This is a genomic window from Rhodococcus sp. 06-235-1A, from assembly GCF_002258785.1.
In the GTDB taxonomy this organism is placed as follows: Bacteria; Actinomycetota; Actinomycetes; order Mycobacteriales; family Mycobacteriaceae; genus Rhodococcoides.
On the sequence record NZ_NOYI01000012.1, the window covers coordinates 476,759 to 502,964 of the forward strand.

A 26,206-nucleotide genomic window follows, 5' to 3' on the forward strand; every position below is an offset into this window, starting at 1 on the left:
GCTCGTCGCGGCCGACGCGTTACGCAGTCGATCACCGGCGTCGGTGTCAGGCAGGAAGTGGCGCGTGGGCCGTTTCGGGAATTCGCCACAGCGCGATCGACCCGGCGACGTTGAGGACGACGAGATAGATCGGAAAGAGCCCGGTCGCCCCTGCACTGTGCAGCCAGGTCCCGATCAGGGGCACGGTGCCGCCGAAGATCGCTGTTGCGAACGACATCGCCGTGCCTGTCGCCAGGACCCGTACGTGACTGGGAAACATCTCGCCGAGCATGGCACCGCTGATCGACATCATGATGGCGGTCAGAGCGAGCCCTGCGCATTGGACGAACAAGGTATCCAGGACATTCGAGGAAATCAGGAGGAACAGGGGGACGGTCGACACACTGTTACCGACGGCGAATGTCAGGAGCATCGGTCGTCGTCCGATCCTGTCGGACAGTCGTCCCAGCGGAACCTGAAGAAGACCGTAGAAGACGAACGCGACGGTCGATATCAGTACGGCGCTTTCCTTGTCCAGCCCCTCGGTCAGCACCGCCCACGTGGGAACAAAAGTGCCCCAGGCGTAGAACATTGCGCTGGTCAGAGACGCGATCACACATGCTCTCCAGAGCGCGCCGCGGTGATCGGTGAACAGCACGGCGAAACCTGCACGATCCAGGCGCGCCGATTGCTCCGTTTCGCCTGCATCGGTTGTTGCCGAGAGCGTCTCCTGCGCCCGTCGACGTATCCACCATGCCGCCACCGCACCCCCTGCACCGATCAGAAACGGAATGCGCCAGGCCCACTCGCTCATGTTCTCCGATCCCACCAGTTGAACCAGGCCGGTGATGATGCCGAGGCACACGACCTTGCCCGCGCTGGAGGTGACATTGGTGAAACTGGTGAAGGTGCCACGCCGGTCCGGGGGTGCCGACTCCATCAGAAAGGCGCTGGCCGTTGCCAATTCGCCGCCCGTCGAGAATCCCTGAACGAGACGCGCGATCACCAGAATGATGGGTGCCAGCACACCGACCTGGTAATAGGTCGGAGAGAGGCCGATGATCAGGCTGCCGATCCCCATCATCGCAACCGACAGGCTCAGCGCAGCTTTTCGCCCGCGTCGATCGGCGATCTTCCCGAGCACGATTCCACCCACCGGCCGCGCCAGGAATCCGACGGCGAAGACCGCGAACGTACTGAGCAACGGGACGAGCGAGGATTCGCCACCCGGAAAGAACTGGTTGGCGAAGTAGATCGCCAGGAACGAGTACGCACTCCAGTCGAAGTACTCGATCAGGTGCCCGACCCCTCCGGTGATCAGCTGGCGACGCCGGTCCATCCTGGGTTGTACGCCATCGAACGTGGACGATGCGCTCATGACGAAGCCTCCGTGGTTTCGGTGCTCGGGTAGTCGTTTCCCACGAGGATCACGGAATCAGGCGTTGCAGAGGTCGTTGAGTGGCTCACGTCACATAGATAACCGTCCCGCCGATCGATTATCAAATATCAATTCCTGCAGTTTTGATACGTTTCGACATATGGATGTCTCGCCACGGCTTCTCGAGCAGTTTCTCGTACTCGCGGAGGAACAGCACTTTCGCAGAGCCGCAGAACGGCTGTCCATGAGCCAACCCCCACTCACCCAGGCAATCAATCGACTCGAAAAGGTGATCGGGGTTCGGCTTCTCGAACGCAGTACCCGAAGAGTCACACTCACCCCTGCCGGCGTGGCGTTTGCCGTGGATGCGCGGCACCTGCTCGATGCTCAACAGTCCGCGGTCGAACGAGCCCACCGGATCGACTCGGGTGCCGAGGGCGTGCTTCGCCTCGGATTCGTCACCAGTGTCTCCTACCGACTTCTACCGGACCTTGTTCGACTCCTTCACACACACCTGCCTGGTGTGCGACTTCACTTGCACCAGAACAATTCCGGCGAGATGACCGACATGGTCCGACAACGCCGCCTCGACGTTGCCCTCATCCGCGCTCCTGTTCTGGATTCCCACGAATTGGATATCTCGATGCTGGAAGACGAACGCTTCGCTCTCGCGGTTCCCTCCGACGGCAGCCTGGCATCCGAAACATCGGTCTCACTGTCCGATCTCCGCGAGGAGCCGTTCGCTCTGCCCTCGGGTGCCGATATGCCGGGCCTCGCCGAAGCCGTCTATTCGTACTGTCGCCAAGCGGGTTTCGAGCCGCGCGACGGCGGGCGGGCGACCACGTTGCCGGGCTTGATTGCGCTTGTCGCGGGCGGCGGATGTGTATGTTTGGTGCCGGGCGGAGTTCGAGACGCGACCAGCCCAGGAATCACCTTCGTCGGCTTGGACGACGACCGTCACACGACACAGACCTTGTTCGTCGCCAGGAAGATCCACCACGATCCAGTCGTCGACAGAGTTCTCGAATTGATTCGCCGATCGTATTCGACTGCGGTATCGGAAGTCCGGTAGCGGAACGCCCCGATCGTCAGTGGCACAGCATCAGTGTCGGGAGTTCGACCCCGGCAATGGTCGCAGCGCTCCCATCACCAGCAGCGAAGCCGCAAGAAGGGCGGCCACGACGAGCAGTGCGGTGAGCACGTCACCATGACCGCCGAGGAAGCCGATGAGGGGCGGGCCGCCCAGGAAGGCGAAGTACCCGATGGAGGCCACCACACTCACGCGCGCAGCTGCGGCGGCAGGCTCGTCGGCCGCCGCGCTCATGGCAACAGGGAAACCGAGCGACACGCCCGATCCCCACAGAAATGCGCCCAGAAAGACCAGCGGCACAACCGGACCCAGCACAAACAAGAGCACACCTACCACCGATACGCCCGCGAGACCGCGCAGTACGACGACGCGGCCGTACCGATCCAGGAGCCCGTTTCCGAACCACCGCACAGCGGTCATGGCGACCAGAAACGTGGTGAACCCGAGGGTTCCGGCCACAGCCGACACGTCGTAACCGTCGATCAATGCGATGTTGAGCCAATCGTTTCCGCTGCCCTCGGCAAACGCGAAGGACAAGGCGACGACGCCGATCAGCAGGGTGCGTGGCTCCTTCCACCGCGCGAGGGCGTGCGGCCGCGTGGAATCGGGGGTCGGCTGTTCGGGTTCGGCATCGGATTCGTTCAGGAAATGGCGAACTCCCCACGGAATGGCTCCGGCGATCACGACTGCGACCGTCAGCAGGTGCACCGTGACGGAGATGTTCAGCGCCACCATCGCAGTGCCGATCAGCGCTCCCGCCACAGTGCCTGCGCTGAAACCCGCGTGGAACCGCGGCATGATCGAGCGCCCGAGCCGACGTTCGGCCACCGCACCGTGGACGTTCATGGCGACATCCCATGCACCGTTGGCGAATCCGAGCACGAACAGTCCGATGAGCAACGGCACTACACCCACGAGGTAGCCGGTGGCGATGGTGGTCAGACCCGCAGCGAGAACGAGGGACATCACGGTGACCGTGCGTCGAGACCCGAAGCGGTTGATGATGATTCCGGACATCGGCAGCGCAAGCAGGGATCCGACTGCAATGGCGAGCAGCACGATTCCGAGTTGGGACGAGGTGAGTTCGAGGCGGTCGCGCACCTGTGGGATTCGAGAAGCCCAACTGGCGAAGGCAAAACCGGCCCCGATGAACGCTGCATAGGTTGCCCGCACCGCCACAGCCGTGCGTGCCGAAGTGGCATCGATATCGGACACTGTGAATTACCCTGTTCTCTCGCTGTTCCGTAAGGGTAACGAAGGACAGGCCCAACTCTGCAACGGCCGCCGACATCACACCGCGGTGGCAGCGAAACCGATTCGATTGAAACGCTTTTCGCGGGCGATCATCCGCATCGACGGGTCCTGGGCGATCAGGTCGGCGAGCTCCCGGTGCAGGACGGCACCCACGCGGTCACAGAACTGCTGTGATTCGTCTGTCGCGTCGGGCAACTCGGGAATGATGATGTCGACGACGCCGGCTCGGAAGAGATCGAGCGAGCGGACACCCTGCTTGGTGGCCATCTCGGCCGCATGAGCAGTGTCCCGATGCACGATGGCCGACGCACCCTCGGGCGGCAGTGGCGACAGCCATGCGTGCTGGGCTGCCAGAACACGGTCCGCGGGCACCAGAGCGAGCGCGCCGCCGCCGGTCCCCTGGCCCAGCAACAGTGACAGAGTTTTGGATGAATTCTGACCTGACTTCGAGCTCGGCGGCTCGAGGAGCACCCGTGGTTGACATCCACGGCAACGTCGCGCAATCATTATTGGCACAGCGCCAACAAATCAAAGTGTGCGCTTCGAGCCGAGGAACCACCATGACTGCACTCGCAGACCGCACCAGCGAAGACCTCACCATCGAGCTCTCCGACGTCCGACAGCTCGCCCGAGGATTCTTCGAGAAGGAGGTCGCGCCGCACCGCGAGGAATTCGCTGCGGTCGGTCGCCCCAGCCGCGAGGTGTACCGAACCGCAGGCAGCCTCGGGCTACTCGGCATGTCGGTACCCGAGCAGTACGGCGGTGGCGGCGGCGACTTTCGTCACGAGGCGGTGTTGTTCGAGGAACAGGTCCGTGCCGGAGACTCGGCCATGCAGCTGGGCGTGCACAGCGGCATCGTTCCGCACTACATCCTGGCCTACGCCTCCGAGGAGAAGAAGCAGCATTGGCTGCCCAAGCTGTGCTCGGGCGAATGGATCGGCGCGATCGCCATGACCGAACCGGGCACCGGATCCGACCTGCAAGGCATCACTACCCGCGCGGTACGTGACGGAGACGATTACGTGATCACGGGCGGAAAGACGTTCATTTCCAACGGAGCTCACTGCGATCTGATCATCATCGCCGCCAAGACAGACCCGTCCGCAGGAGCCCGGGGACTGTCTCTACTCGTCGCCGAGGTCTCCGACGACACCGAAGGTTTCCACCGCGGACGGGTATTGCACAAGATCGGCCAGAAGGGCCAGGACACCGCCGAACTCACCTTCGACGGCCTCCGCATCCCTGCCACGAACATCCTCGGCGACGCAGAAGGACGCGGCTTCGCGCAGTTGATGCAGCAACTCCCCCAGGAACGCTTGATCTGCGGGATCGCGGCCGCTGCGATGATCGAGGCCGCCGTCGAGCAGACCGTCGACTACACCAAGTCGCGCAACGCGTTCGGCAAGACACTGTTCGACCTGCAGAACACCAAGTTCGAGCTCGCCGAATGCGCCACCATCGGCCGCGTCGTCCGTACCTTCGTCGACGACGCAGTGGCCAAGCATATTTCGGGCACACTCGACGTCACCACCGCCGCGATGGTCAAGTACTGGACCACCGACCGCCAGTTCGAGGTGGTCGACCGTTGCCTGCAACTCTTCGGTGGATACGGCTACATGGAGGAATACCCCATCGCCCGCATGTTCGTCGACGGCCGCATCGCCCGCATCTACGCCGGTGCCAACGAAGTCATGAAAGACCTCATTTCCCGCTCCTTGTAGAACTCGGCAATCTTGTTGCCCCAGAAAGGCATCACCATGGAGGCATTCCTCTACGACGCAGTGCGCAGCCCACGTGGCCGCGGCAAGAGCTCCGGCTCATTGCACACCATCAAGCCGGTCGACCTCGCCGCGAACACGTTGTCGACGTTGCTCTCTCGACACTCCCAGCTCGATCCGGCCCTGATCGACGACATCGTGCTCGGTGTCGTCACCCCGGTCGGCGATCAGGGCTGCGACATCGCCCGAACCGTCGCGATGGTGGCCGGCCTACCGGACAGCGTGGCCGGCGTTCAGCTCAACCGCTTCTGCGGATCGGGGCTGGAGGCCGTCAACACTGCGGCACAACGTGTTCGGTCCGGATGGGATCGGCTCATCGTCGCAGGCGGTGTCGAATCGATGTCTCGCGTCCCGCTCGGTGCCGACGGCGGCGCGTGGCCGTGCGACCCGATGACCAACTACGGCAGCTACTTCGTCCCACAGGGAGTCAGCGCAGATCTCATCGCGACGATCGAGGGGTTCGATCGGGACGAGGTCGACGCCTACGCTGTGCGCAGTCAGCAACGAGCGGCACACGCCTGGTCGATGGGCCACTTCGAGAAGTCGGTCATCCCGGTCTTCGACACGAACGGCCGGCTGATGCTCGATCACGACGAGATCATGCGACCCGAGACCACCACGACCGACCTCGCCGCCCTGAAACCATCTTTCGCACAGATGGGTTCGCTCGCCGGGTTCGACGCCGTCGCGATGCAGAAGTACACCGAGGTCGAGCGAATCGAGCACGTGCACCATGCCGGCAACTCGTCCGGAATCGTCGACGGCACCGCGATGGTTCTCATCGGCTCCGAAGAGGCCGGTCGCGCAGGCGGATTGACTCCACGTGGACGCGTGGTGGCCGGCGTCGTCGCCGGATCCGACCCGACGCTGATGCTCACCGGCCCGGTTCCGGCGACACACAAGGTGTTGGCCGCAGCGGGGCTCACCCTCGACGACATCGCGGTGTTCGAGGTCAACGAGGCTTTTGCCTCCGTAGTGCTGAACTACGCGAAGAAGCTGCACATCGACCACGACCGCATCAATGTCAACGGTGGCGCGATCGCCATGGGCCACCCCTTGGGCGCAACCGGAGCAATCCTGACCGGAATGGCTCTCGACGAGCTCGAGCGCCGCGGCGAGCGCTACGCATTGATCACGCTCTGCATCGGTGCCGGAATGGGCGTCGCCACCATCATCGAGCGCCTGTGAACAACCCGCACGAAACCGAGGATCCGATGAACAGCTCAGCTGCACTACGTACTTCAACCATCACCGGCGAGATCGGTATCGACCGTATCCTCGTGCTGACGATGGACGATCCAACACAGTCCACCAACACCATGAACGCCGCGTTCGGTGAATCGCTCGAGCAGACCGTGGACTGGCTGGAGGCACATGTCGATGCGTTCGACGGCATCATCGTCACCTCGGGGAAGGATTCGTTCTTCTCCGGTGGCGACCTCGAATTGCTGCGTGACGCCGGTCCGTCCGACCACGCGGCAATCGCGGATGCTCTCGATTTCACCAAGGACAAGTTCCGCCGTCTCGAGACGCTGGGCAAGCCGGTCGTGGCCGCACTGGGAGGCACCGCGCTCGGCGGGGGCTTCGAGATCGCCCTGGCCTGTCATCATCGAATTGCCCTGAACAACAGCAAGGCTCGATTCGGGCTTCCCGAGGTCACCCTCGGGCTACTACCCGGGGCAGGCGGCGTCACCCGGACGGTTCGCATGTTCGGCATCGTCAAGGCTCTGACGCAGGTGGTAGGCCAGGGACAGCGGTATCGGCCGTCGCAGGCCCTCGAACTCGGGCTCGTCGACGAGGTCGTCGCCACCGAAGATCAGATGATGGCGAACGCACGTGCCTGGATCATCGCCAACCCCGATGCCGTACAACCATGGGACAAAAAGGGATTCACTATTCCCGGTGGCATCGCGGCTTCCTCGGCGGTGGCCGCGCAGCTGCCTGCATTCGCCGCCACAGTGCGCAAGCAGGTCAAGGGCGCGCCGATGCCGGCACCGATCGCAGTGGTTGCCGCGGCAGTGGAGGGGTCGGTGCTCGATTTCGTATCCGCCTCGCTCGTCGAAACTCGCTACTGCACGTCGCTCGCCTGTGGGCCGATCTCGGGCAACCTGATCCAGTCGATGTTCTTCGATCTCGGCTCCATCACCAAGGGTGGTTCCCGCCCGGCGGCCGAACCTCATCGCGTCCCCAAGAAGGTGCTGGTGATCGGGGCCGGAATGATGGGGGCCGCCATCGCTTACGTCGTCGCCTCCGCACACGTTCCGGTGATCCTCCGCGATGTCTCGATCGAATCCGCCGAGCGAGGAAAGGATTACGCACGGTCGATTCTCGGCAAAGCCGTCGCGAAGGGACGAAAGACCCAGGCCGACGCCGATGCGGTGCTCACGCTCATCACGCCCAGTTCCGACGCGGCCGATGCCGAGGGGTGCGATCTGGTCGTCGAGGCCGTGTTCGAGGATTCCGCCGTCAAACAGGGTGCCTTCGAGGACGTGGACAAGTACCTGACTGCCGACGCCCTGCTGTGCTCGAACACATCGACACTGCCGATCACCGCACTGTCGGAGGGAGTCGCGCGCACCGCGGACTTCATCGGCACGCACTTCTTCTCTCCCGTCGACAAGATGCCGTTGGTGGAAATCGTGGTGGGAGAACATACCAGCGACGCCGCGCTGGCCCGCGCGTTCGACTTCGTTCGCCTGATCGGCAAGACGCCGATCGTCGTCGGAGACAGTCACGGCTTCTTCACCACTCGCGTCATCGGCAGATTCATGGACGAGGCGATCTCGTTGGTGGCCGAGGGCGTGCACCCTGCCACCGTCGAGCAGGCTGCGCTCCAGGCCGGATACCCGTCCGGTGCCCTGGCTCTGATGGACGAGATTTCGTTGACCCTGTCCCGACACATCCGCGAGGGCATGGCCGAGGCCGCTCGCACCGACGGTCGCCCCTGGATCGTCTCGAATTCGTACGCCCTGGTCGATCGCCTGGTCGACGAGTTCGACCGACCGGGCCGCAAGGCCGGGCGTGGCTTCTACGAGTACGCCGAGGACGGCACCAAGGCCGGGTTGTGGTCGGGCCTGGCGCAGCACTACCACCGCCCCGATCACGGAATTCCGTTCGAGGACATGATGGATCGGATGCTCGTCGCCCAATCACTGGATTCGATCGCGTGCCTCGACGAAGGCGTCCTCCGAACCGTCGCCGACGCCAATATCGGCTCCATTCTGGGTATCGGCTTCCCGGCCTGGACCGGCGGCGTGCTGCAGTTCGTCAACCAGTTCGACGGCGGACTCCCGGGATTCGTAGCGCGGGCAGACCAACTGAGGGCACGATATGGGGATCGCTTCGTCGTGCCGAGGTCGCTGCGTTCGCGCACCGAGCGGTACCTCTGAAGCGTCCCCGCGTCACCTCGGTGCAATCATGAGAACCATGCCGGCTGCAAGTACACCCAAGTGGAACCGACTGGAACCGGACGAGCGACGGACGCAGATCCTGGCCGCCGCCGTTCGCTTGTTCGGCGACAAGCCGTATGCCGAGGTCTCGATGGCCGACGTGGCCGCGACCGCCGGTGTCGCACGCGGACTCATCCACCACTACATCGGCAGCAAGCGCGATCTGTATCTCGAGTGCGTTCGCTTTCTGGTCACCGTGCCGCCGATCGAGGATGTTCATCTACCCACGGGTTCGCTCGAGGAACGCGCCCGTGGCAGCGTCCACTGGCTGGTGGGTGTCATAGAAACGCACGGCACGGCGTGGGTGTCGGTAGCGAGCGGCTCGGGCGTGGACGAGCAGGTGGCGCAGATTCTGGACGAGGCAGACGACCTTGCTGCCGAGCGTGTCCTGGATGCAACGGCTTTCGATGCGCGCCGCGGCGACAGACGCATCGCCACATCCGCCGTGCGAGCATTCGGCGGCATGGTGAAGGCAGCAGGCCGCGAGTGGCTGGTGCGCGGCACGCTGACCCGTGAACAGGTGGAAGTATTGCTGACGGACGTACTCGTCACCGTTCTCGCGACCGCACGTTCTCTCGACGACGACCCAGATCGTTAGCCGGGCAATTCTTTTCGCCGTATGCCTCCAGCTGCCCTTGCATATCGACGCTATTGACACCGCGCCAACAAGGTGGAACTGTGGCCGTATTCACCCGGGCGCATGTCGCCCCCTCTCGCACAAGGGACCTCGCCATGTATCTCACTCAAGGCCTCCATCGATCCGCATCCACCACACCCGATCGCGCAGCAACGGTGTTCGGCGATCGTGTGCGGACTTTCTCGGAGCAGATCGACCGCGTGGCGAGATTGGCGGCCGGTCTGCATTCCGTCGGTGTCGAGAGCGGCGATCGAGTGGCCATGCTCGCCTTCAACAGCGACCGATACTCGGAGTACCTGCTTGCGGTCCCGTGGGCCGATGCCGTCCTCAATCCCGTCAACATCCGGTGGTCACCCGTCGAGGTTGCCTATGCGCTCAACGACTCTCGGACCAAGGTTCTGATCGTCGACGACACCTTCGGCGCAATGGTTCCGGCTCTACGCGCGTCGTGTCCCGACTTGGCGACCGTCGTCTACTGCGGCGACGGTTCCACCCCCGACGGCATGGTGTCGTACGAGGACCTGGTGGCATCCCACGATCCCGTTCCCGATGTACGACGCAGCGGCGACGCCCTGGCCGGCCTCTTCTACACCGGCGGCACCACCGGATTCCCCAAGGGAGTCATGCTCTCGCACGCGAACCTGGTCACCTCGGGCCTGGGAACGGTGGCAACCGGACAGCTGCTCGACGACGCCTCCGTTCTTCTCCATGCCGCCCCGATGTTCCACCTGGCCGATCTCGCCGCATGGGTGGGCCAGGTCATGCTCGGCGGCACCCATGTCATGGTTCCGTTCTTCGAGCCGACCGCCGTCCTCGGCGCGATCGCACAGCACTCCATCACCGATGTGTTGTTGGTACCCACGATGATTCAGCTGCTCGTCGACCACCCCACGTTGAGCGAGTTCGACACCTCGTCGCTGAGCCGCGTGCTCTACGGAGGATCCCCGATCTCTGCCGGTGTCCTCGAACGGACTCTCGCCCGGCTCCCACAGGCCCGCCTCACTCAGGCCTACGGCATGACAGAACTTGCGCCGGTCGCGTCGCTACTGTGGCCCGAACACCATGTGGGCAAACGCATCGGCTCGGCCGGACGCGCGGCCCCACACTCCGAGATCCGGATTCTCGGACCCGACAACGAGCACATGCCGACCGGCGCGGTCGGCGAGATCTGTGTCCGGGGAGGACACGTGATGCTGGGTTACTGGAACAAGCCGGATGAGACTGCAGCTGCTGTTCGTGACGGATGGATGCACACCGGCGACGTCGGCTACCTCGACTCCGACGGCTTCCTGTTCGTCGTCGATCGTCTCAAGGACATGATCATCACCGGCGGCGAGAACGTCTACAGCGCCGAGGTGGAAAGCGCGTTGAGCCTGCATCCCGCAGTGTTGGCCTGCGCCGTGATCGGCGTGCCCGACGAGGAGTGGGGCGAGCGCGTCCATGCGTGTGTCGTTCTGGCCGAGGGACTCTCACCCACTTCCGCCGAGCTGCGCGAGCACACCCGCAGCTACGTGGCCGGGTACAAAGCCCCGCGCACCATCGAGTTCGTGACGGCGCTACCCATGAGCGGGGCAGGCAAGATCCTCAAGCGCGACTTGCGGGACGCTTACGTTGCGAAGAACGCGCTCGGAGCGTCCCTGTGACAACCGAGGTCCAGGCACGAACCACCTTCGATTCGATCTCCCCCATCGACGACGGTCCGGTCGCCTCGTTCGCCGTCGATTCGGCTGAGTCCGTCGCGCGAACGGTCGGCCTCGCGCGGAGGGCGCAGCGCACCTGGGCGGCACTGACACCGCGTAATCGAGCCCGGCACCTTCGGGCTTGGCGACACGAAATCTGGAGTCACCGAGCCGAATTCATCGATCTGATTCACCGCGAGAACGGTAAGCCCGCCGAGGACGCGCTGCTCGAGATCGTTCTGACCCTCGAACACCTGGTGTGGGCGGAGAAGAACGCGCCTCGTCTCCTCCGATCGCGGAGGGTGAACCCCGGCTTGCTGCTGGCGAACTACTCCGCACACGTGGACACGGTGGCGCTCGGCGTCGTGGGTGTCATCGGCCCATGGAACTATCCGCTGTACGCACCCAACAGTGCGATCGGCTCGGCTCTCGCAGCAGGCAACTGCGTCGTGTTCAAGCCGAGCGAGTACACCCCCGCTGTGGCCGCTCGGTATGTTCGCGCGTTCCACGAAGCCAATCCGTCTCTGCCACTGGGGGTCCTGTCTCTCGTCACCGGCTACGGCGAGACCGGTGCCGCGTTGTGCCGCTCGGGTGTGGACAAGATCGCGTTCACTGGTTCCACGAAGACCGGATCGAAGATCATGGCAACGTGCGCCGAGACTCTCACCCCGGTGGTCGTCGAATGCGGCGGCAAGGATCCGGTGATCGTCGCGGCGGACGCCGACATCTCTGCAGCAGCCGAGGCGGTGGCCTGGGGTGCATTCACCAACGGCGGCCAGACGTGCGTCGGAGTCGAGCGGGTGTACGTCGAACGCAGTGTTGCAGCTCAGTTCACCGGCGCTCTAGTCGAGCACGCACGTGCCATCCGGCCAGGCAGCGATGCGTCGGCCACCTACGGACCGATGACGATGCCCGCGCAGATCGACATCGTCCGACGCCACCTCACCGACGCCGAGGTAGCCGGCGGCCGAGCACTTATCGGCGGTCTGTCATCCCTCGGCAAGCGATTCGTCGGACCCACCGTCCTGGTGGACACACCCGAAAGCTGCTCGGCCGTCCGGGAGGAAACCTTCGGCCCCACGGTCACCGTTCGTGAGGTCGACAGCATCGACGAAGCAATAGAGTTGAGCAACGATCATCGGTACGCGCTCGGCGCATCGGTGTTCTCCCGCAAGCAAGGAAAAGAGATTGCCGCGCAACTGGTCTGCGGTCAGGTCACCGTCAATTCGGTGATCGCATTTGCCGGAATGGGATCTGTTCCGATAGGCGGCGTCGGTGCCAGCGGCTTCGGCCGCGTCCACGGCGACGAGGGATTCGCCGAGTTCTGCCGCACCCACAGCCGCGTCACCAAACTATTCGGTATCCCGGGATTCGAGCTGGTGACGCTACACAGAAAGCGATGGGTCATGCCGCTGATCGACCGACTGCTCGGACTTCGTCACTGCCGCTGAACAGTCCCCCGCTCACAAACCGGCGCGCTCGAGAATTTCGTCCCAGTGGATCTCGGCCTCGGCCTCACCCATGCCGGTGAGCGCGATTCGCTCGTAGTCGTCGATCAACGAATCGGCAACGCGCTCATAGCGTTCGAGCCACGCCTCTTTGTCGTCACGCCAGTAGCCGACGATGGCCAGTCGCTTCGCGGGTATGCCGACGTCACCGCGGAAGTACTTGCGTACAGCCCTGCCTGCCGAGGCCTCGCCACCGAACCAGACGTAGCCGGTGCCCGTCGGTATCTCGTATGCGCGCACGGCATCGGACAATTCCGATGGTGCGCGGCCGTTTCCGGCCACCCGCCAGTCCATCGTCACCGAGGCCGCCGACCGCATGTCCTGCACGTCGTCGTCGTGAGCCACCTCGACGATCGCATGCGCACGCAGGCCGGCAGGCAATTGCTCGAGTGCACGACACAGAGCCGGTAGCCCCGGTAGATCGGCGATCAACAACATCCACTCCGTGTCGGCGGGCGGCCCGTACCACGACCGAGTTCCCCACATCCCCAGCGCCATACCCGGCTCGGCCGAGCGGGCCCAGTCCGCGGCCACCCCGCCGACGTGGTCCACGAAGTCGATCGTGATCCGGTCCCCGTCCCAGCGCCTGACGGTGTAGTTGCGGCATTCACGAGCCACCCCGTCATGATGACCGAGAACCCCGTTACGACGGGTCATCTCGGGCGGTGCACTCTCTCCGTCTGCGGGGAAGTACAGGTGCACGATCTCGTCGGGCACGCCGCTAGTGTTGAAACCCCCGTGGTTCGACGCGTCGAAAACCACTCGAATCAGCGACGGCGACAATCGAATCGATTCGACTACACGTACAGTGAGGTATCCACCATCATCTCGCTGAGCGCCCACGACGATGCCGTCAGCTCTGTTCGGCCGGCTCGATGAACAGCGTTTCGATGTCGTCGAGGATCAGGCCGAGGCCGATGGGGTCGGACGAGTTCCACGCGCTTGCCGACACCCAGTGCACCCGGTCCTGCTGTACGGCAGGCAGTGTCGACCACAGCGGTGCGGTGCTGATGGCGTCTCGTTCGGCATCGGATCCCTCGTCGTTGTACACGAACAGGGTGTCGGCGGACGCGAGAATGTTCAGCGTTTCGTCGGTGATGTCGATGCGGAACACACTGGGATCCTGCTGCCCCTCGGGCTGAGCCATGCCCAACCCGCGGAACGCGATACTCTCCCCGGTTCCGACGCGAATCGAATACTCGCCCCGCTCACTGAGCCGCACGGCCGAGACCGGCTTGTCGGCGAGTCCTGTATCGGACACACGCTGCTTCAACTCGGCCATTCGCTCCGTGAGGTCCTGCATCAAATGCTCTGCCTTGTCCTGCTTCCCGAGCACCTCGCCCACGGAGGCGACGCCGTTGGACACATCGTCGAGCGACACCCCGTCGTTGTACGCGAACCCGTAGGTCGGTACTCCACTGGCGGCGAGCTTGTCGTAGATCGGCTTGTTCCAGGCCTTCTCGCCTTCGCCGTCGTAGCCGGCGACCACCACGATGAGGTCCGGATCCTGAGCCAGGATCGCCTCCACATTGGGATCGAATCCCCCGCCCTCACCGGCGATGTTCTCGACACCGGCGGCGCGCTGGTCGACGTGGGCAGGGAGCGCGAGAGGATTGAACGACGCCGCAACCGGCTTCGCGTCGAGGGAGAGCATCAGCGCCAAGGAGATCGGGTCGGCAGCGACAACTCGTGCGGGCTCAGCGGGAACCTCGACTGGGCCGAAGTAGTCCTGCACGGTTCTGGTTCTCGCACCGTCGGCGGTATCCGACAAGTCCGTGGTGGCGCTCGAGCAGCCGACCAGAGCGACCAACGCCAGGGAGAGCGACCCGGCGAGGGCGTACCGCCGCGCAGAGGCGGGACGTCTCATTCGGCTGGTCGAGCGGTTGTCGAACACAGAGAACCTAGGCATGACTGGGCAGCCTAGCCTAACTAATCGTCGCGGTGGTCACCGTTGACGAGCAACGGCACGATGCTGCGGTGCGCGAAGGCGAGCAAGTCGTCGTACGTCTCGAGGGCAGCGCCGGCAGCAGGCGTCAACAGAATCGAATGCACGACGCGCACCACCACTTCTGGAGCGTCGGGTACTGCGAACCGATCCGAGTCCACTTCTCCTCGAGCGATATGCGCAGCAGCGTCGATCGCGGACGCAAGCAATGTCGATGCATTGGTAGTCAGCTGTTCGAGCACCAACGCACTCTCGGAATCGAACATCTTGAGCAGAACAGGGTTTGTCCGCACGGAATCGATCGTCGTCGCGAATCCGTGCGCGGCCCGATCCGCTGGTGACGACTGTTCGGCTGCCGCTGCCGCCACCGCGACGAACAGCCGCGTCGATTCACGTGCCATGACCGCGCGCACCAGCTCGTCCTTGGAGCCGATGCGGCGATACACCGTCACCCGGTTGATCTTGGCGCGCTTGGCCACGTCACCGATGGTCGTTCTGGGGATGCCGACCTCGCCGAACAACTCCAGCGCGGCATCGAGGATCGGCCCGTCGTCACCGTCTGGATGCATCGTCCGATCCTAACGTCACCCAGCATCGCTTCTTGCAACATTGCAACACTCATTGTTGCTATGTAGCATCACCGCATCAGCATCTCGACGAATGGAGCTCGAATGTCTCGCGACAGAGCGATCGACCCGAACGCGCGCCACACGGACGAGTCGTACGCGATCGTGGCCCGTGCGGTGACGTTCGACTGGACCGGCGTTCCGCTGCAATACATTCCGCACGAGTGGTACGCCACCCACTTCTGGAACGTGATGCATCTGGTTCTGCCCGAAGGCGAACGGGCGATGGCCGACGTGTTCGCCCAAGCGCTTCCCCACATCGACGACCGCAGACTGCACGAGGAAGTTGTGGGATTCGTAGGACAGGAAGCGACTCACGCGTCCTCCCACGAAAGCTTTCGCAACTACCTCGTCTCGCACGGAGTGGACATCGAGCCGATTCTGCAGCGCATTCGCTTCGCCGTCGGCGTGGTGTTCGGCGACCACGGACTCACCGGCCGCGCCGGCACAGCATGGCTGAACGAGCGCCTCGGAATTTACGCAGCAGCAGAGCATTTCACCGCCGTCGTGGGCGAATGGCTCCTGGACAACACCGAATTCGACCACATCGGCGTCGACCCCACGATGCTGGACCTGCTCCGCTGGCACGGTGCCGAGGAACTCGAACACCGTAACGTTGCATTCGACGCATTTCAGTACGTCGACGGTGGTGGATTCCGCCGCGCCCGGACCGCAGTGATAGCCAGCGCGGGATTGGCCGTGTTGTGGTTCAGCACCGCCGCGTACCTGTACAAGAATTCGATCGCCACCCCGCGCACCGGTCGACGCCGATTCCATACCCCGTGGCCACTCGCATTCGCCCGAGCGTCCCGCAAGAACCTCATTCCGGGCCTGTCGTTCCTGTTCGTACAACTCGCCCTCTACATCCGACCGGGCTTCCACCCGTCGACGATGGGCGACATCGACAAGGCCGTGCGATACCTCGCACAATCACCCGCTGCACTGGCTGCCCAGCAGTGACGACTACAGCAGCTCCGGTTCACAGCCATCTGGGTGAGCTCACGGTGACCGAACCCGGTAGAGGTCTGCGAACCATCGCTGCGGCATCACGCGTGTACGCCAGATTGGTCACCGACTCGCCCCTCGTGACCGCCCTGTCCCCGGCACGACCGCGTCGATGCGGCGGATACGAATTCGACACCACCATCGACGAGATCGTCGACGAGGCCGAGGACGTGCGCTCACTGGTGCTCCGTCGCTTCGACGGAGCGGCTTTGCCGACGTGGTCGCCCGGTGCGCACATCGACGTCACCACCCCCTCCGGTTCGGTACGGCAGTACTCGCTCACCGGCCGACCGGCCGCAGGTGAGCGCTACGGCATCAGTGTTCGCAGACTTCCCGACGGCACGGCCTCCGCAGAGATCCATACCCTCTCCCGTGGTGATGTTCTACGAGTTCGCGGACCTCGCAATGCTTTTCCGATGGCCGCAGCCGAGCACTACCTCTTCGTCGCCGCCGGCATCGGCATCACCCCCATCCGGTCCATGATCGAACGCGCAGTCGCCGAGGGCACACCGTGGACGCTCTATTACCACGGAAGATCGCGTGCGAGTTTGCCGTTCGTCACCGAACTGCAGCAGATGGCTCTCCACTCGCACGGTCACGTGATCATCAGGACCGATGACGTCGACAGATTCCCGATTCCGGCAGACATCGTAGGTCTCGGAACAGGATCATCTGCCATGTACGTGTGTGGTCCCGCGGCGCTCTCCCGCAGGTTGCGCGAGGAGGCCGCCCGCAGCACCGCGGTTCGCGAATTCCACACCGAATTGTTCGCGCCTGCACCGGTGGTCGACGGCACTGCTTTCGCAATGAAGCTCGACCGATCGGGCGACACCATCGAGGTCGGTGCGCAAGAGACTGCCCTCGACGCCCTACGACGAGTTCGACCTGATCAACCGTTCTCGTGCCGCCAGGGTTTCTGCGGGGCCTGCGTCGTGGGTCTCGTCGGCGGACGCGTCGAGCACCGAGACCGCGTGCTGAGCGGAACCGAGCGCGAAAGCTCACTCACCCTGTGCGTCTCACGTGGCGCGGTCGACGGCGAAGTTCTCGTCCTCGATCTGTAGAAGGAGACCCTCATGACTGCAACACATTCGACTGCCGACACGGCTGTACCGCACATCGACGTCGCCATCATCGGCGCGGGTTTCGGCGGTCTCGGGGCGGCGATCAGGCTCGAGCAGGAAGGCCGCGGCGACTTTCTGATCTTCGAACGCGATACGGCCGTCGGTGGAACGTGGCACGTCAACACCTATCCCGGTGCACAATGCGATATTCCGTCGGCGCTGTATTCGTTCTCGTTCGCGCCCAACCCCGACTGGACGCGGCTCTACCCGCTGCAGCCCGAGATCGAGGCCTATCTCAACGAGTGCACCGATCGGTTCGGTATCCGCGATCGCATCCGTTTCGGGCACGAGGTACTCGACGCGACGTGGGACGACGAGCATGCCCGGTGGGTGGTACGGACGAGCGGAGGAACATGGACTTCTCGGATTCTGATCGGAGCCCTCGGCCCGTTCAGTGAACCGGCGACTCCCACTATCGCAGGGCTGGAATCGTTCTCGGGCACAGTGTTCCACTCCGCGAACTGGGACCACGACTATTGTGTGAAAGGGCGACGCCTCGCCGTCATCGGCACCGGTGCTTCGGCGGTGCAGTTCGTCCCTCGTCTGGCCCCCGAGGCCGGGCATCTCACGTTGTTCCAGCGGACACCGACGTGGATTCTTCCGCACCCCGACCGGCTGATCTCCGAATCCGGGAGGTCGGTGTTGAGGACGTTCCCTCCGGCGCAACGAGCCATGCGCCGGATGTTCGATCTGTTCCAGGAAGCATTGGTGCCCGGCCTGATTCGACATCGCTCTCTGCTCGCACCACTGACTGCGCTCGGCCGTGCACACCTGCGCCATCAGGTGAAGGATCCGATGCTTCGCGAGAAGCTCACGCCGACCTATGCCTTCGGTTGCAAGCGCCCGACCTTCTCCAACAAGTTCTACCCTGCTCTGTGCCGCGAGAACGTGACCGTCGAGACCACCGGCATCGCACGGATCGTTCCCCAGGGAATCGTCACCACCGACGGCACAGTGCACGAGGTAGATTCGATCGTTCTCGGAACCGGCTTCACCGTCGCCGCACACTCGGGCTTTCGACGCATCCTCGGACGGGACGGAAAGTCGTTGGCGGACAGGTGGCCCGGGGGCGAGATGTCGTCGTACCGCGGTACCACCGTGCACGGGCTGCCCAACTTCTTCATGCTGCTCGGCCCCAATTCGGTGGTGTACACCTCGCAGGTGGTCACCATCGAGGCGCAGGTGAACTACATTCTTGCGGCACTGCGCGCGATGGACTCCGACGCGATCTCGGTGCTGGAAGTGACCGAGCGGGCGCAGACCGAGTTCGCCGACCACACCGACGCGCAACTGGCAGGGTCGGTGTGGAACTCGGGAGGATGCAGCAGCTACTACCTGAGCCCCTCGGGTCGGAACGTGACGTACTGGCCCGGTTCGGTCCGCAACTTCACTCGACGCATGTCCACCATCGAACTCGACCATTATCACTGTCGGAGTGCGGCGTCCGGTGTGGATCCGACGCTCGTCACGACGAAGGACCTCGTATGAACAAGTCCATGGACCTCACCGGCAAGGTCGCGTTGGTGACGGGCGGGGCACGCGGCATCGGAGCTGCGACCGTGGCGTCACTACTGTCCGCGGGAGTACGAGTGGCGTTGGTGGATCGAGACTTTGCACCCGGGACGACCGGTTCCGACATGACACTTCACCTCACCGGCGACGTCACCGATCCGGCAGCGATGGTGGACTGCGTCGCGGCAACGATCGACAGGTTCGGCCGCCTCGACATCGTGATCGCCAATGCCGGAATCACGCCGCCGCCCGCCACGATTCGGTCGATCGACCGCGCCGTCTTCGACTCGGTGATGGCAGTGAACTTCGGCGGTGTCCTCAACATCGTACGGGCCGCTGCCGACGAGATCGTGGCGAGCGGCGGCCACATCTTGCTCGTATCATCCTGTGCTGCATTCACTCCCGGCATGGGCGGGTCTGCGTACATGGTCAGCAAGGCGGCTGTGGAACAACTCGGACGGGCGCTGCGAATCGAACTCGCTGCCGTCGGCGCATCGGCCGGTCTTGCGTACTTCGGAGTGGTGGACACCGACCTGGCGCGTCACACCCTCGACGACGACCCGATCGGTCAGCGAATCGGCGGATTGCTCCCCTGGCCGCTGAACCGACGACTCGCGTCTCAACGGGCTGCAGATCTCCTGGTCGACGCGGTCCGTACCCGTCGCGCACGGCTCATCGCCCCTGCCGTGTGGACGCCGTACTTCTGGTTCCGCGGAATCCTCAACCCGATCCTGGAACGCAGGCTCGTCCGCGACCGCACGATCGCTGCGATCATCCGAGACCTTGAATCGACTCGTACACACTGAATTTCGTGCGGCAGGGCTACTCTGCCTCCACACCCACGCTCGGGACATCGCTCATGGGCGGCAGCGGCCTGGCGCACAGGTCGCGTGCGTCGGGGTCGGGCACTCCGAGTGCGAGCAGCACGCTGTACGCCATTCGATCCACGGCCTCGGCGTCGTCACGATCCGGTTGCTCGAGCAGTAGCTGACCGAGGCCGAGCAGCGCGCCTGCCACCAGAGCCAAGGCGAGCTGTATGTCCTCGACCCGGAAATACCCTGCGCCGATTCCGGCCACGATGTCTCGCGCCGCACGTGGTCCCAGCCCGTGCTGCGAGGTGATCAACTCGGGACCGGAGTGAATGAGGACGCGGCTCAGCTCCGGTTGCAGACGAAAGAGTCGGCCGGAGATTCGGAACGATCGCGTGAATGCCTCGGCGGGGTCGGCTTCCGCGTCGGTCAACGAGTCCAGGTAGGCCCCCAACAGTTCCAGGGCACCGTCGACCGCAGACTGGAACAGCTGTTCGCGACTGACGAAGTGGTTGTAGAAGGAGCCCATCCCCACGTCGGCTGCCTGGGTGATCTCCGCGATCGGCGCGTTCAGCTCGCCACGAGCGATGAAGCCTTGCGCTGCCGAGATCAGTGCGCCGCGGGTGCGCGCCTTGCGACGCTCGAGGCGATTCTGGGTCTCCACCATGTTCCCTACCTCTGTCTACGCTGGTCTATCCGCTGACCTTTCCTCACCGCTGACGATTCTGTCAATACTCTTGACTGACGGCACTGTCATAGGTGACGATATTGTCACCAACGAGGGAGGATCCATGGCACAGGACGTCGACGGCCACAAGGACATGCATGTGGACCAAGGCGCGCTCCCCGGTGAGCACCCCGGTCGAGCGAAGGATCCCATCATCAAGGTCCGCGACATCGCGTGGCTCGAATTTCGCAAGCCGGACCTGGTGAAGGCCGAGGCGTTCGCCGTTGCGTTCGGGTTCACCGTCTCGCTGCGCACTCCCGAGGAGATCCATTTGCGCGGTACGCACGTCGGCTCGCCGTGCGTGATCATCCGACGAGGCAAGCGAACCCGATTCGTCGGAGCGGCCTTCGCTGCCGCCGACAACGCCGATGTCGCAACAGTGGCGGCCGCCACCGGGCAGCGCGTCCACCGATTGCCCGAGACCCTCGGCGGTATCGCCGTCACTCTGACCGATCCGGGCGGTCAGCCCGTCCAGGTCGTCTCGGGATACACCGAACACCCGGAGCTTCCGGGCCAGGACACGCACACCTACAACTTCGGCGATCCGCGCTACCGCGTCAACGCGACGCAGCGTCCACCACGTCAGCCCGCCCGAGTGCAGCGCCTCGGCCACGTGGTGCTGCAGCGCACCGGCTATCTGGAGAACCTGAACTGGTACCTGCATCATCTCGGGCTGATCGTGAGCGACTTTCTCTACTACGACGGCCAGCGAGGCCGGGGCCCGGTGATGAGTTTCATCCGCTGCGATCGCGGTAGCACTCCGTCTGACCACCACACTCTCGCAATGACTCTCGGCCCGTCCAACCGCTACGTGCACTCGGCGTACCAGGTGTCGGATCTGGACGCCATCGCTGCGGGCGGTGAGTACCTGACACAACGCGGGTACCGACATTCGTGGGGAATCGGCAGACACATCCAGGGCAGCCAGATCTTCGACTACTGGCGTGATCCCGACGGATTCCTGGTGGAACATTTCAGCGACGGCGATATGTTCGACGCCTCCCTCGAGCCCGGCTGGGCACCGATGACCGCATCCGGCCTGGCCCAGTGGGGACCGCCTGCGTCTAAGGACTTTCTCGGAATCGCGCCGAGCAAAGCGTCTCTGCACGAGCTGAAATCGATCCTCTCCTCGCTACGCAACGACAACGAATTCGACACCGAACGCCTTCGCGGCCTGATGAAAGTGGCTTCCTCATGAGCATCGCTGTACTCCGCACCGCCGACGCCTGGTGGGTAGAGACCCCGGCCGGAGCGTCCCGAATCGACACCTCCGCGACCACCACCGCCGAACTCCTCGCCGATCGCGCGGCCGTGGATGCAGCACGCGCCGGCACCGATGTCGTTGCGGTGGAGACACTGTCGCTCGTCTCCCCGGTCACGGCACCGTGCCGCGTGATGGCGAACATGACCAATTTCGTCTCGCACGTCAAGGATTCGGGCATGAACCCCGAGACGGTCCCGCTGACCTTCTTCCGCAAGACCTCGGGTTCGATCAGCGGCCCCACCGACGATGTGATCAAGCCTGCGCACGTGAAGCTTCTCGATTACGAGATCGAGATCGGTCTGGTGTTCGGCAAGACTCTCACCGTCGGCACCAAGATCGACGCTTCCAACGTGGCCGAGTACGTCGCAGGCCTCGTGATCACCAACGACGTCTCGGCGCGCGACGTCCAGTTGCCCAAAACTCAGTTCTACGAGGGCAAGTCGTATCCCACCTTCACTCCGGTGGGGCCCCGCCTCGTGCTGCTCGAAGACGGCGAGTTCGATCGGTTCGGCGACCTCGCACTGACCTTGCGCGTCAATGGCTCGGTGCGACAGGACAGTACGGTTGCCGACATGATCTACCGACCGGTCGAATCGCTGAAGGCGCTGAGCAAGTTCCAGCGGATCGACCCGGGCGACCTGCTGCTCACCGGTACGCCGGGAGGCACCGCATTGAAGGCCCCGGCCAAGCCGATCGAAATGATCGGATCGCTGGTTCCGCCGTCGGTGAAGTGGAAGGTCTTCTTCAAGAAGCAGGCCAAGAATCCCGCGTTTCTGCAGGACGGTGACGTGCTCGAACTGACGTGCTCCACTCCCGACGGAGCCCTCGATCTGGGGGTCCAACGCACCCGGGTCTCCTACCGATGACCGGAGGTGAGTCCGCTGGACGGAACGGCACCCACTACCCGGTAGTGATTGTCGGTGCAGGTCCGACCGGCATGACCGCTGCATTGCTGCTGGGTAGGTACGGCGTCTCCTGCCTCGTGCTGGACAGGTGGGAGGACGTCTACCCACAGCCCCGCGCAGTCCACCTCGACGACGAGGTGTACCGCATTCTGGGCGACATCGGACTGGCAGAGGACTTCGCGACCATCTCACGCCCAGGTCGCGGGCTGCGGTTGTGCGACAAGCAGATCCGCACGCTGGCCGAGTTCGAGCGGGATCCCGACGATCGACCGCACGGTTACCCGCAGGCCAACATGTTCGATCAACCCGATCTCGAACGCCTGATGCGGTCGCACATCAGGCGATTCGATTCCGTGGAGATGCGTGGCAACTGCGAGATCACCGACGTGCAGAATCTCGAAAATTCGGTACGGGTGCGGTACACCTCCACCGAGGACGGGACACCGCACTGGGTGACCGCCGACTACGTTCTCGGGTGCGACGGAGCCAACAGCATCGTGCGGTCATCCATCGGGTCGAAGATGCAGGACCTCGGGTTCGCGCAGCGGTGGCTGGTGGTCGACATCGCGACCGACGCCGATCTGGACCAGTGGGACGGCGTGCACCAGGTGTGCGACGCGGAGCGATCGGCGACGTACATGCGCATCGGCACCAGCCGCTATCGCTGGGAGTTTCGTTTGCGCGACGACGAGACCACGGCCGCCTTCCCCGACCTGGCGTCGATCCGTCCGTTGATCGCACCGTGGCTGGAATCGATCGACGAGCCGGACATGGAGCTGATTCGTTGCGCCGAGTACACCTTTCGTGCACAGGTTGTCGACCGCTGGCGTGATCGACGGGTATTCCTACTCGGCGACGCCGCACATCTGACGCCTCCCTTCATCGGACAGGGCATGGGTGCCGGACTCAGAGATGCCCGCAACCTGATCTGGAAGATCGTCGGCGTCCTCGACGGGCACCTCGGCGATTCGGCACTCGAAAGCTACGAGACAGAGCGAAAAGCACACGCCAAGTCCATGATCGAGCTGGCGGTCGCGATAGGTTGGGCCATGACCGGCGGCAGCACGCTCACCGCCGTCTTCCGTTCGAGTATCGCCCCCGCTCTCGGTCGGCTGCCGTTCGTCGGGGCGAAGGTGACGGCCAGTACCACTCCCTCGCTCACGCGTTCGCAGTACGTCCTGCGCTCACCCACGCAGATCCGCACTCTCGCCGGCAAGCTCTGCCCGAACAGACCGTTGGACAACGGGACTCGACTGGACGACCTGGCACCGGGGCAGTTCCTGTTCGTCTCGTCGACCCCGCTGACATCCGAGCATCGTCGAGAAGTCGAGCGTCGCGGCGCCGTCGTGGTGGAGGTCGCGGCATCGTCGGATCTCGGTGCCTGGCTGCGGAGCGGACGAGCTGTCGCAGCCATCGTGCGGCCGGACCGCACCGTCATGGCGTCGGGCACATCCGTACCCGCGCTGCACACGAAAATGCCGACGACCGCGTATCACCGGCTTGCCTGTCCGAAACCCACTGCGACAAAACCCACTGCGACGAAGCCAACTGCTACTCGCACCGCACCCAAGAGGCGTAGATGAACACTGCAATTGTCACCGGAGCGACGTCCGGGATCGGTGAGGCCGTCGCCGAGATTCTGATCGCTCGCGGCTACCACGTCATCGGGACGAGCCGCAACAGCTCGAACGTGACCGACCCGATCCCTGGCGTCGACTACCGCGATCTGGATCTGACGGATCCGGAATCGATTCGTGCGTTCGTGGACGGAGTCGGCGACACCCCGATAGACGTGCTGATCAACAATGCAGGCGAAAGCCAGTGCGGCCCCATCGAAGAACTCCCCATCGACGCAATCACTCGGCTGTTCCAGCTCAACGTCTTCGGCGCGATCGAGCTGACCCAGGCCGTACTACCGGCCATGCGTGAGCGCGGCCGCGGCAGAATCATAAACATCGGATCGATGCTCGCCAGCTTTCCCCTGGCCTACCGTTCCTCGTACGCCGCCACCAAGGCTGCGATCAAGGGGTTCGCCACGGCGGCGCGGTTCGAGCTCGAGCCCTACGGAATCGACATCACCACAGTCGAACCCGGCTCCATCGCCACGGGCCTGTCCGCCCGGCGTACCAAGTACTGCGGACCGCATTCGCCGTACCTTCGCGACTTCACCACGGTGATCGCGAAGCTGGACGCCAAAGAGGCACAGGGCATCACCGCCGAGACGGTCGCCAAAACCGTGCTGAGAGCGGTCGAGGACAAGAAGACTCTCCCGATCTACGCCGTCGGCAGCAATGCGCCTGCAGTGTTTCTCGCCCAGCGGTTGCTGCCACGCACCGTGCTCGAGAAGTTCACGGCCCGCGCATACGGACTGCCCAGCAAGCGTCCGATCAGTTAGCGGAACAGTCCTGCGACGAACGGGATGGTGTCGGCCTGTGACTGGACGAGGGCTCCACTGTGGTCGGTGTTGTAGGCCCGGAACGTCACCGGCTGACCGTCGGCCGTGAGACGGGCGACGTACGCGGCGGTGGTCGGGAACGGAACGTCGATGTCCTGCAGTCCGTTTCCCATGAAGAACGGCTTGTCGAATCCGGTTTCGGGCATCGCCATGTAGTCGTCGAGCACGGCCGTGAAATTGGGCAGGCTGGTCAGTGGCGCAGTGAAGAAGTCACCGATCGTCACACCGTCGAGTTGCTCCTCGAAGTCCGACACGCACGCCGTCTCGGCCAGATCTGCGTACTTCTTTCCGAGCGGGGTCAGGATGTTGTCCAGCCCGAGCTCGGGGTGCGCGTAACGCAACGAAGCGCCGATGTAGGCGACGTAGGCGGTCAGTCCCGACGGTAACTCCACGGGCGGAACTCCCGGTCCACCGATCGAGACCAATTTCTCGATGTACGCCGGAGTTCCGGTACCGACCGCTCCGCGGTAGTCGAGATCGGGTCCGCCGAATTCCGTTGCGTACCGAGCGGTGTAGATCGCTGCTCCGCCGCCCTGCGACTGGCCGACAGCCACCCAGGATCGCGAGAGGTCTTCGCTGTAGTTGCGACCGGCCTTGACCATGTCCACGACGTTGTGTGCCGTGGTCCTACCGTCGAGATACGTGGGCAAGCCAGGTGTTCCGAGTCCGGCATAGTCACTGGCGACGATGGCGTAGCCCTGCGCGAGCCAGTTCCCCAGGTATGGCAGATCTCGTTCCGCCAACGCAGGTCCCGCAACGGACGGCGCGCACGAGTCACCGAGTCCGGAGGTGCCGTGGGCCCACGAGATCACCGGCCACCCGCCGTCGGGGGCAGTGCCCTGCGGGAGGAAGACGGTGCCGGTGCTGAGCGCCTTCTCGCCGAACGTGTCGGTGGTGACGTAGGTGAGCACCTCGGCCGAGGCCGAACCGGGAATCCAGAAGTCCTGTGGCAGCTCACGACTGGAGACGACGTCGCCGATGTCCTGCGTGATCACCGGAGCAGCCGAGGCAGGGGCGGCCAACAGGCCAGCAGCCATGCTCGACGCGAGCGCCGCGACGACTGCGAGGACACCGATCCGACGACG

22 protein-coding genes and 1 pseudogene are annotated in these 26,206 nt (G+C 64.1%); 15 read left to right on the forward strand and 8 right to left on the reverse strand.

Annotated elements, in window-relative coordinates; all coding sequences use genetic code 11:
• Positions 1-46: 46 nt before the first annotated feature.
• Entirely contained in the window at positions 47-1,357 is a 1,311-nt protein-coding gene (locus CH275_RS12730; RefSeq protein WP_094678522.1) for an MFS transporter, read from the reverse strand.
• A 160-nt stretch (positions 1,358-1,517) separates the two neighbouring features.
• Between CH275_RS12730 and CH275_RS12735 the strand changes: the two genes are divergently transcribed.
• A complete protein-coding gene (locus CH275_RS12735; RefSeq protein WP_179276121.1) occupies positions 1,518-2,429 on the forward strand; it encodes a LysR family transcriptional regulator in 912 nt (303 codons plus the stop codon).
• Between the two features lie 30 nt (positions 2,430-2,459).
• Here the strand turns inward: CH275_RS12735 and CH275_RS12740 are convergent, their stop codons facing one another.
• Together CH275_RS12740 and CH275_RS12745 are read right to left on the reverse strand one after the other, a co-directional pair.
• The gene (locus tag CH275_RS12740; protein ID WP_094678526.1) at positions 2,460-3,662 is read right to left on the reverse strand and encodes an MFS transporter; all 1,203 of its coding nucleotides are present in this window, start codon (positions 3,660-3,662) and stop codon (positions 2,460-2,462) included.
• 75 nt (positions 3,663-3,737) lie between these two features.
• A pseudogene (locus tag CH275_RS12745) lies at positions 3,738-4,124 on the reverse strand (carboxyl transferase domain-containing protein); the annotation flags it as partial.
• 137 nt (positions 4,125-4,261) lie between these two features.
• On the opposite strand from CH275_RS12745, the gene CH275_RS12750 reads away from it, so the two are divergent.
• From CH275_RS12750 to CH275_RS12775, 6 genes are all read left to right on the forward strand, one after another.
• On the forward strand, positions 4,262-5,422 hold the full coding sequence (locus CH275_RS12750; protein ID WP_094678528.1) for an acyl-CoA dehydrogenase family protein: 1,161 nt from the start codon (positions 4,262-4,264) through the stop codon (positions 5,420-5,422).
• Between the two features lie 30 nt (positions 5,423-5,452).
• Positions 5,453-6,667 carry an acetyl-CoA C-acetyltransferase gene (locus tag CH275_RS12755; protein WP_179276134.1) on the forward strand — a complete coding sequence of 405 codons (1,215 nt, stop codon included), beginning with the start codon at positions 5,453-5,455 and terminating at the stop codon, positions 6,665-6,667.
• Positions 6,668-6,693: 26 nt separating this feature from the next.
• Positions 6,694-8,868: a 3-hydroxyacyl-CoA dehydrogenase NAD-binding domain-containing protein gene (locus CH275_RS12760; protein WP_094678773.1), complete on the forward strand. Its 2,175-nt coding sequence runs from the start codon at positions 6,694-6,696 to the stop codon at positions 8,866-8,868.
• A gap of 28 nt (positions 8,869-8,896) precedes the next feature.
• On the forward strand, positions 8,897-9,526 hold the full coding sequence (locus CH275_RS12765) for a TetR/AcrR family transcriptional regulator (protein ID WP_306436947.1): 630 nt from the start codon (positions 8,897-8,899) through the stop codon (positions 9,524-9,526).
• 134 nt (positions 9,527-9,660) lie between these two features.
• Complete coding sequence (locus CH275_RS12770; RefSeq protein ID WP_094678534.1) at positions 9,661-11,208, forward strand: acyl-CoA synthetase; 1,548 nt, start codon at positions 9,661-9,663, stop codon at positions 11,206-11,208.
• Positions 11,205-12,695, forward strand: coding sequence for an aldehyde dehydrogenase family protein (locus tag CH275_RS12775; RefSeq protein WP_094678536.1), 1,491 nt, complete (start codon positions 11,205-11,207; stop codon positions 12,693-12,695). The genes CH275_RS12770 and CH275_RS12775 overlap by 4 nt, the downstream gene beginning before the upstream one ends.
• A gap of 12 nt (positions 12,696-12,707) precedes the next feature.
• Here CH275_RS12775 and CH275_RS12780 read toward each other — a convergent pair whose 3' ends face one another.
• Genes CH275_RS12780 through CH275_RS12790 form a run of 3 tightly spaced genes read right to left on the reverse strand, consistent with a single transcriptional unit; the run spans position 12,708 to position 15,266 of the window.
• Positions 12,708-13,595 (reverse strand): siderophore-interacting protein, encoded by an 888-nt coding sequence (locus CH275_RS12780; RefSeq protein WP_094678538.1) that lies wholly within the window; start codon positions 13,593-13,595, stop codon positions 12,708-12,710.
• Positions 13,596-13,605: 10 nt separating this feature from the next.
• Positions 13,606-14,661 (reverse strand): ABC transporter substrate-binding protein, encoded by a 1,056-nt coding sequence (locus CH275_RS12785; RefSeq protein WP_094678540.1) that lies wholly within the window; start codon positions 14,659-14,661, stop codon positions 13,606-13,608.
• 20 nt (positions 14,662-14,681) lie between these two features.
• Positions 14,682-15,266, reverse strand: coding sequence for a TetR/AcrR family transcriptional regulator (locus CH275_RS12790; RefSeq protein ID WP_094678542.1), 585 nt, complete (start codon positions 15,264-15,266; stop codon positions 14,682-14,684).
• Positions 15,267-15,368: 102 nt separating this feature from the next.
• Here CH275_RS12790 and CH275_RS12795 point away from each other — a divergent pair, with 102 nt between their 5' ends.
• Genes CH275_RS12795 through CH275_RS12810 form a run of 4 tightly spaced genes read left to right on the forward strand, consistent with a single transcriptional unit; the run spans position 15,369 to position 19,767 of the window.
• Positions 15,369-16,283, forward strand: coding sequence for a metal-dependent hydrolase (locus CH275_RS12795; protein WP_094678544.1), 915 nt, complete (start codon positions 15,369-15,371; stop codon positions 16,281-16,283).
• On the forward strand, positions 16,280-17,389 hold the full coding sequence (locus tag CH275_RS12800; protein WP_256990996.1) for a PDR/VanB family oxidoreductase: 1,110 nt from the start codon (positions 16,280-16,282) through the stop codon (positions 17,387-17,389). The genes CH275_RS12795 and CH275_RS12800 overlap by 4 nt, the downstream gene beginning before the upstream one ends.
• A gap of 12 nt (positions 17,390-17,401) precedes the next feature.
• Positions 17,402-18,937, forward strand: coding sequence for a flavin-containing monooxygenase (locus CH275_RS12805; protein ID WP_094678546.1), 1,536 nt, complete (start codon positions 17,402-17,404; stop codon positions 18,935-18,937).
• Positions 18,934-19,767 (forward strand): SDR family NAD(P)-dependent oxidoreductase, encoded by an 834-nt coding sequence (locus CH275_RS12810; RefSeq protein WP_094678548.1) that lies wholly within the window; start codon positions 18,934-18,936, stop codon positions 19,765-19,767. The genes CH275_RS12805 and CH275_RS12810 overlap by 4 nt, the downstream gene beginning before the upstream one ends.
• Positions 19,768-19,783: 16 nt before the next feature.
• Here the strand turns inward: CH275_RS12810 and CH275_RS12815 are convergent, their stop codons facing one another.
• Positions 19,784-20,437 carry a TetR/AcrR family transcriptional regulator gene (locus CH275_RS12815; protein WP_094678550.1) on the reverse strand — a complete coding sequence of 218 codons (654 nt, stop codon included), beginning with the start codon at positions 20,435-20,437 and terminating at the stop codon, positions 19,784-19,786.
• Positions 20,438-20,561: 124 nt separating this feature from the next.
• On the opposite strand from CH275_RS12815, the gene CH275_RS12820 reads away from it, so the two are divergent.
• Genes CH275_RS12820 through CH275_RS12835 form a run of 4 tightly spaced genes read left to right on the forward strand, consistent with a single transcriptional unit; the run spans position 20,562 to position 25,061 of the window.
• Positions 20,562-21,695: a VOC family protein gene (locus tag CH275_RS12820; RefSeq protein WP_094678552.1), complete on the forward strand. Its 1,134-nt coding sequence runs from the start codon at positions 20,562-20,564 to the stop codon at positions 21,693-21,695.
• On the forward strand, positions 21,692-22,627 hold the full coding sequence (locus CH275_RS12825) for a fumarylacetoacetate hydrolase family protein (protein WP_094678554.1): 936 nt from the start codon (positions 21,692-21,694) through the stop codon (positions 22,625-22,627). Before CH275_RS12820 ends, CH275_RS12825 begins: the two co-directional genes overlap by 4 nt.
• Positions 22,624-24,249, forward strand: coding sequence for a bifunctional 3-(3-hydroxy-phenyl)propionate/3-hydroxycinnamic acid hydroxylase MhpA (gene mhpA / locus CH275_RS12830; RefSeq protein WP_094678556.1), 1,626 nt, complete (start codon positions 22,624-22,626; stop codon positions 24,247-24,249). The genes CH275_RS12825 and mhpA overlap by 4 nt, the downstream gene beginning before the upstream one ends.
• Positions 24,246-25,061, forward strand: coding sequence for an SDR family oxidoreductase (locus tag CH275_RS12835; RefSeq protein ID WP_094678558.1), 816 nt, complete (start codon positions 24,246-24,248; stop codon positions 25,059-25,061). Before mhpA ends, CH275_RS12835 begins: the two co-directional genes overlap by 4 nt.
• Here the strand turns inward: CH275_RS12835 and CH275_RS12840 are convergent.
• A complete protein-coding gene (locus CH275_RS12840) occupies positions 25,058-26,158 on the reverse strand; it encodes a lipase family protein (protein ID WP_143546770.1) in 1,101 nt (366 codons plus the stop codon). The genes CH275_RS12835 and CH275_RS12840 overlap by 4 nt on opposite strands.
• Between the last annotated feature and the right edge of the window lie 48 nt (positions 26,159-26,206).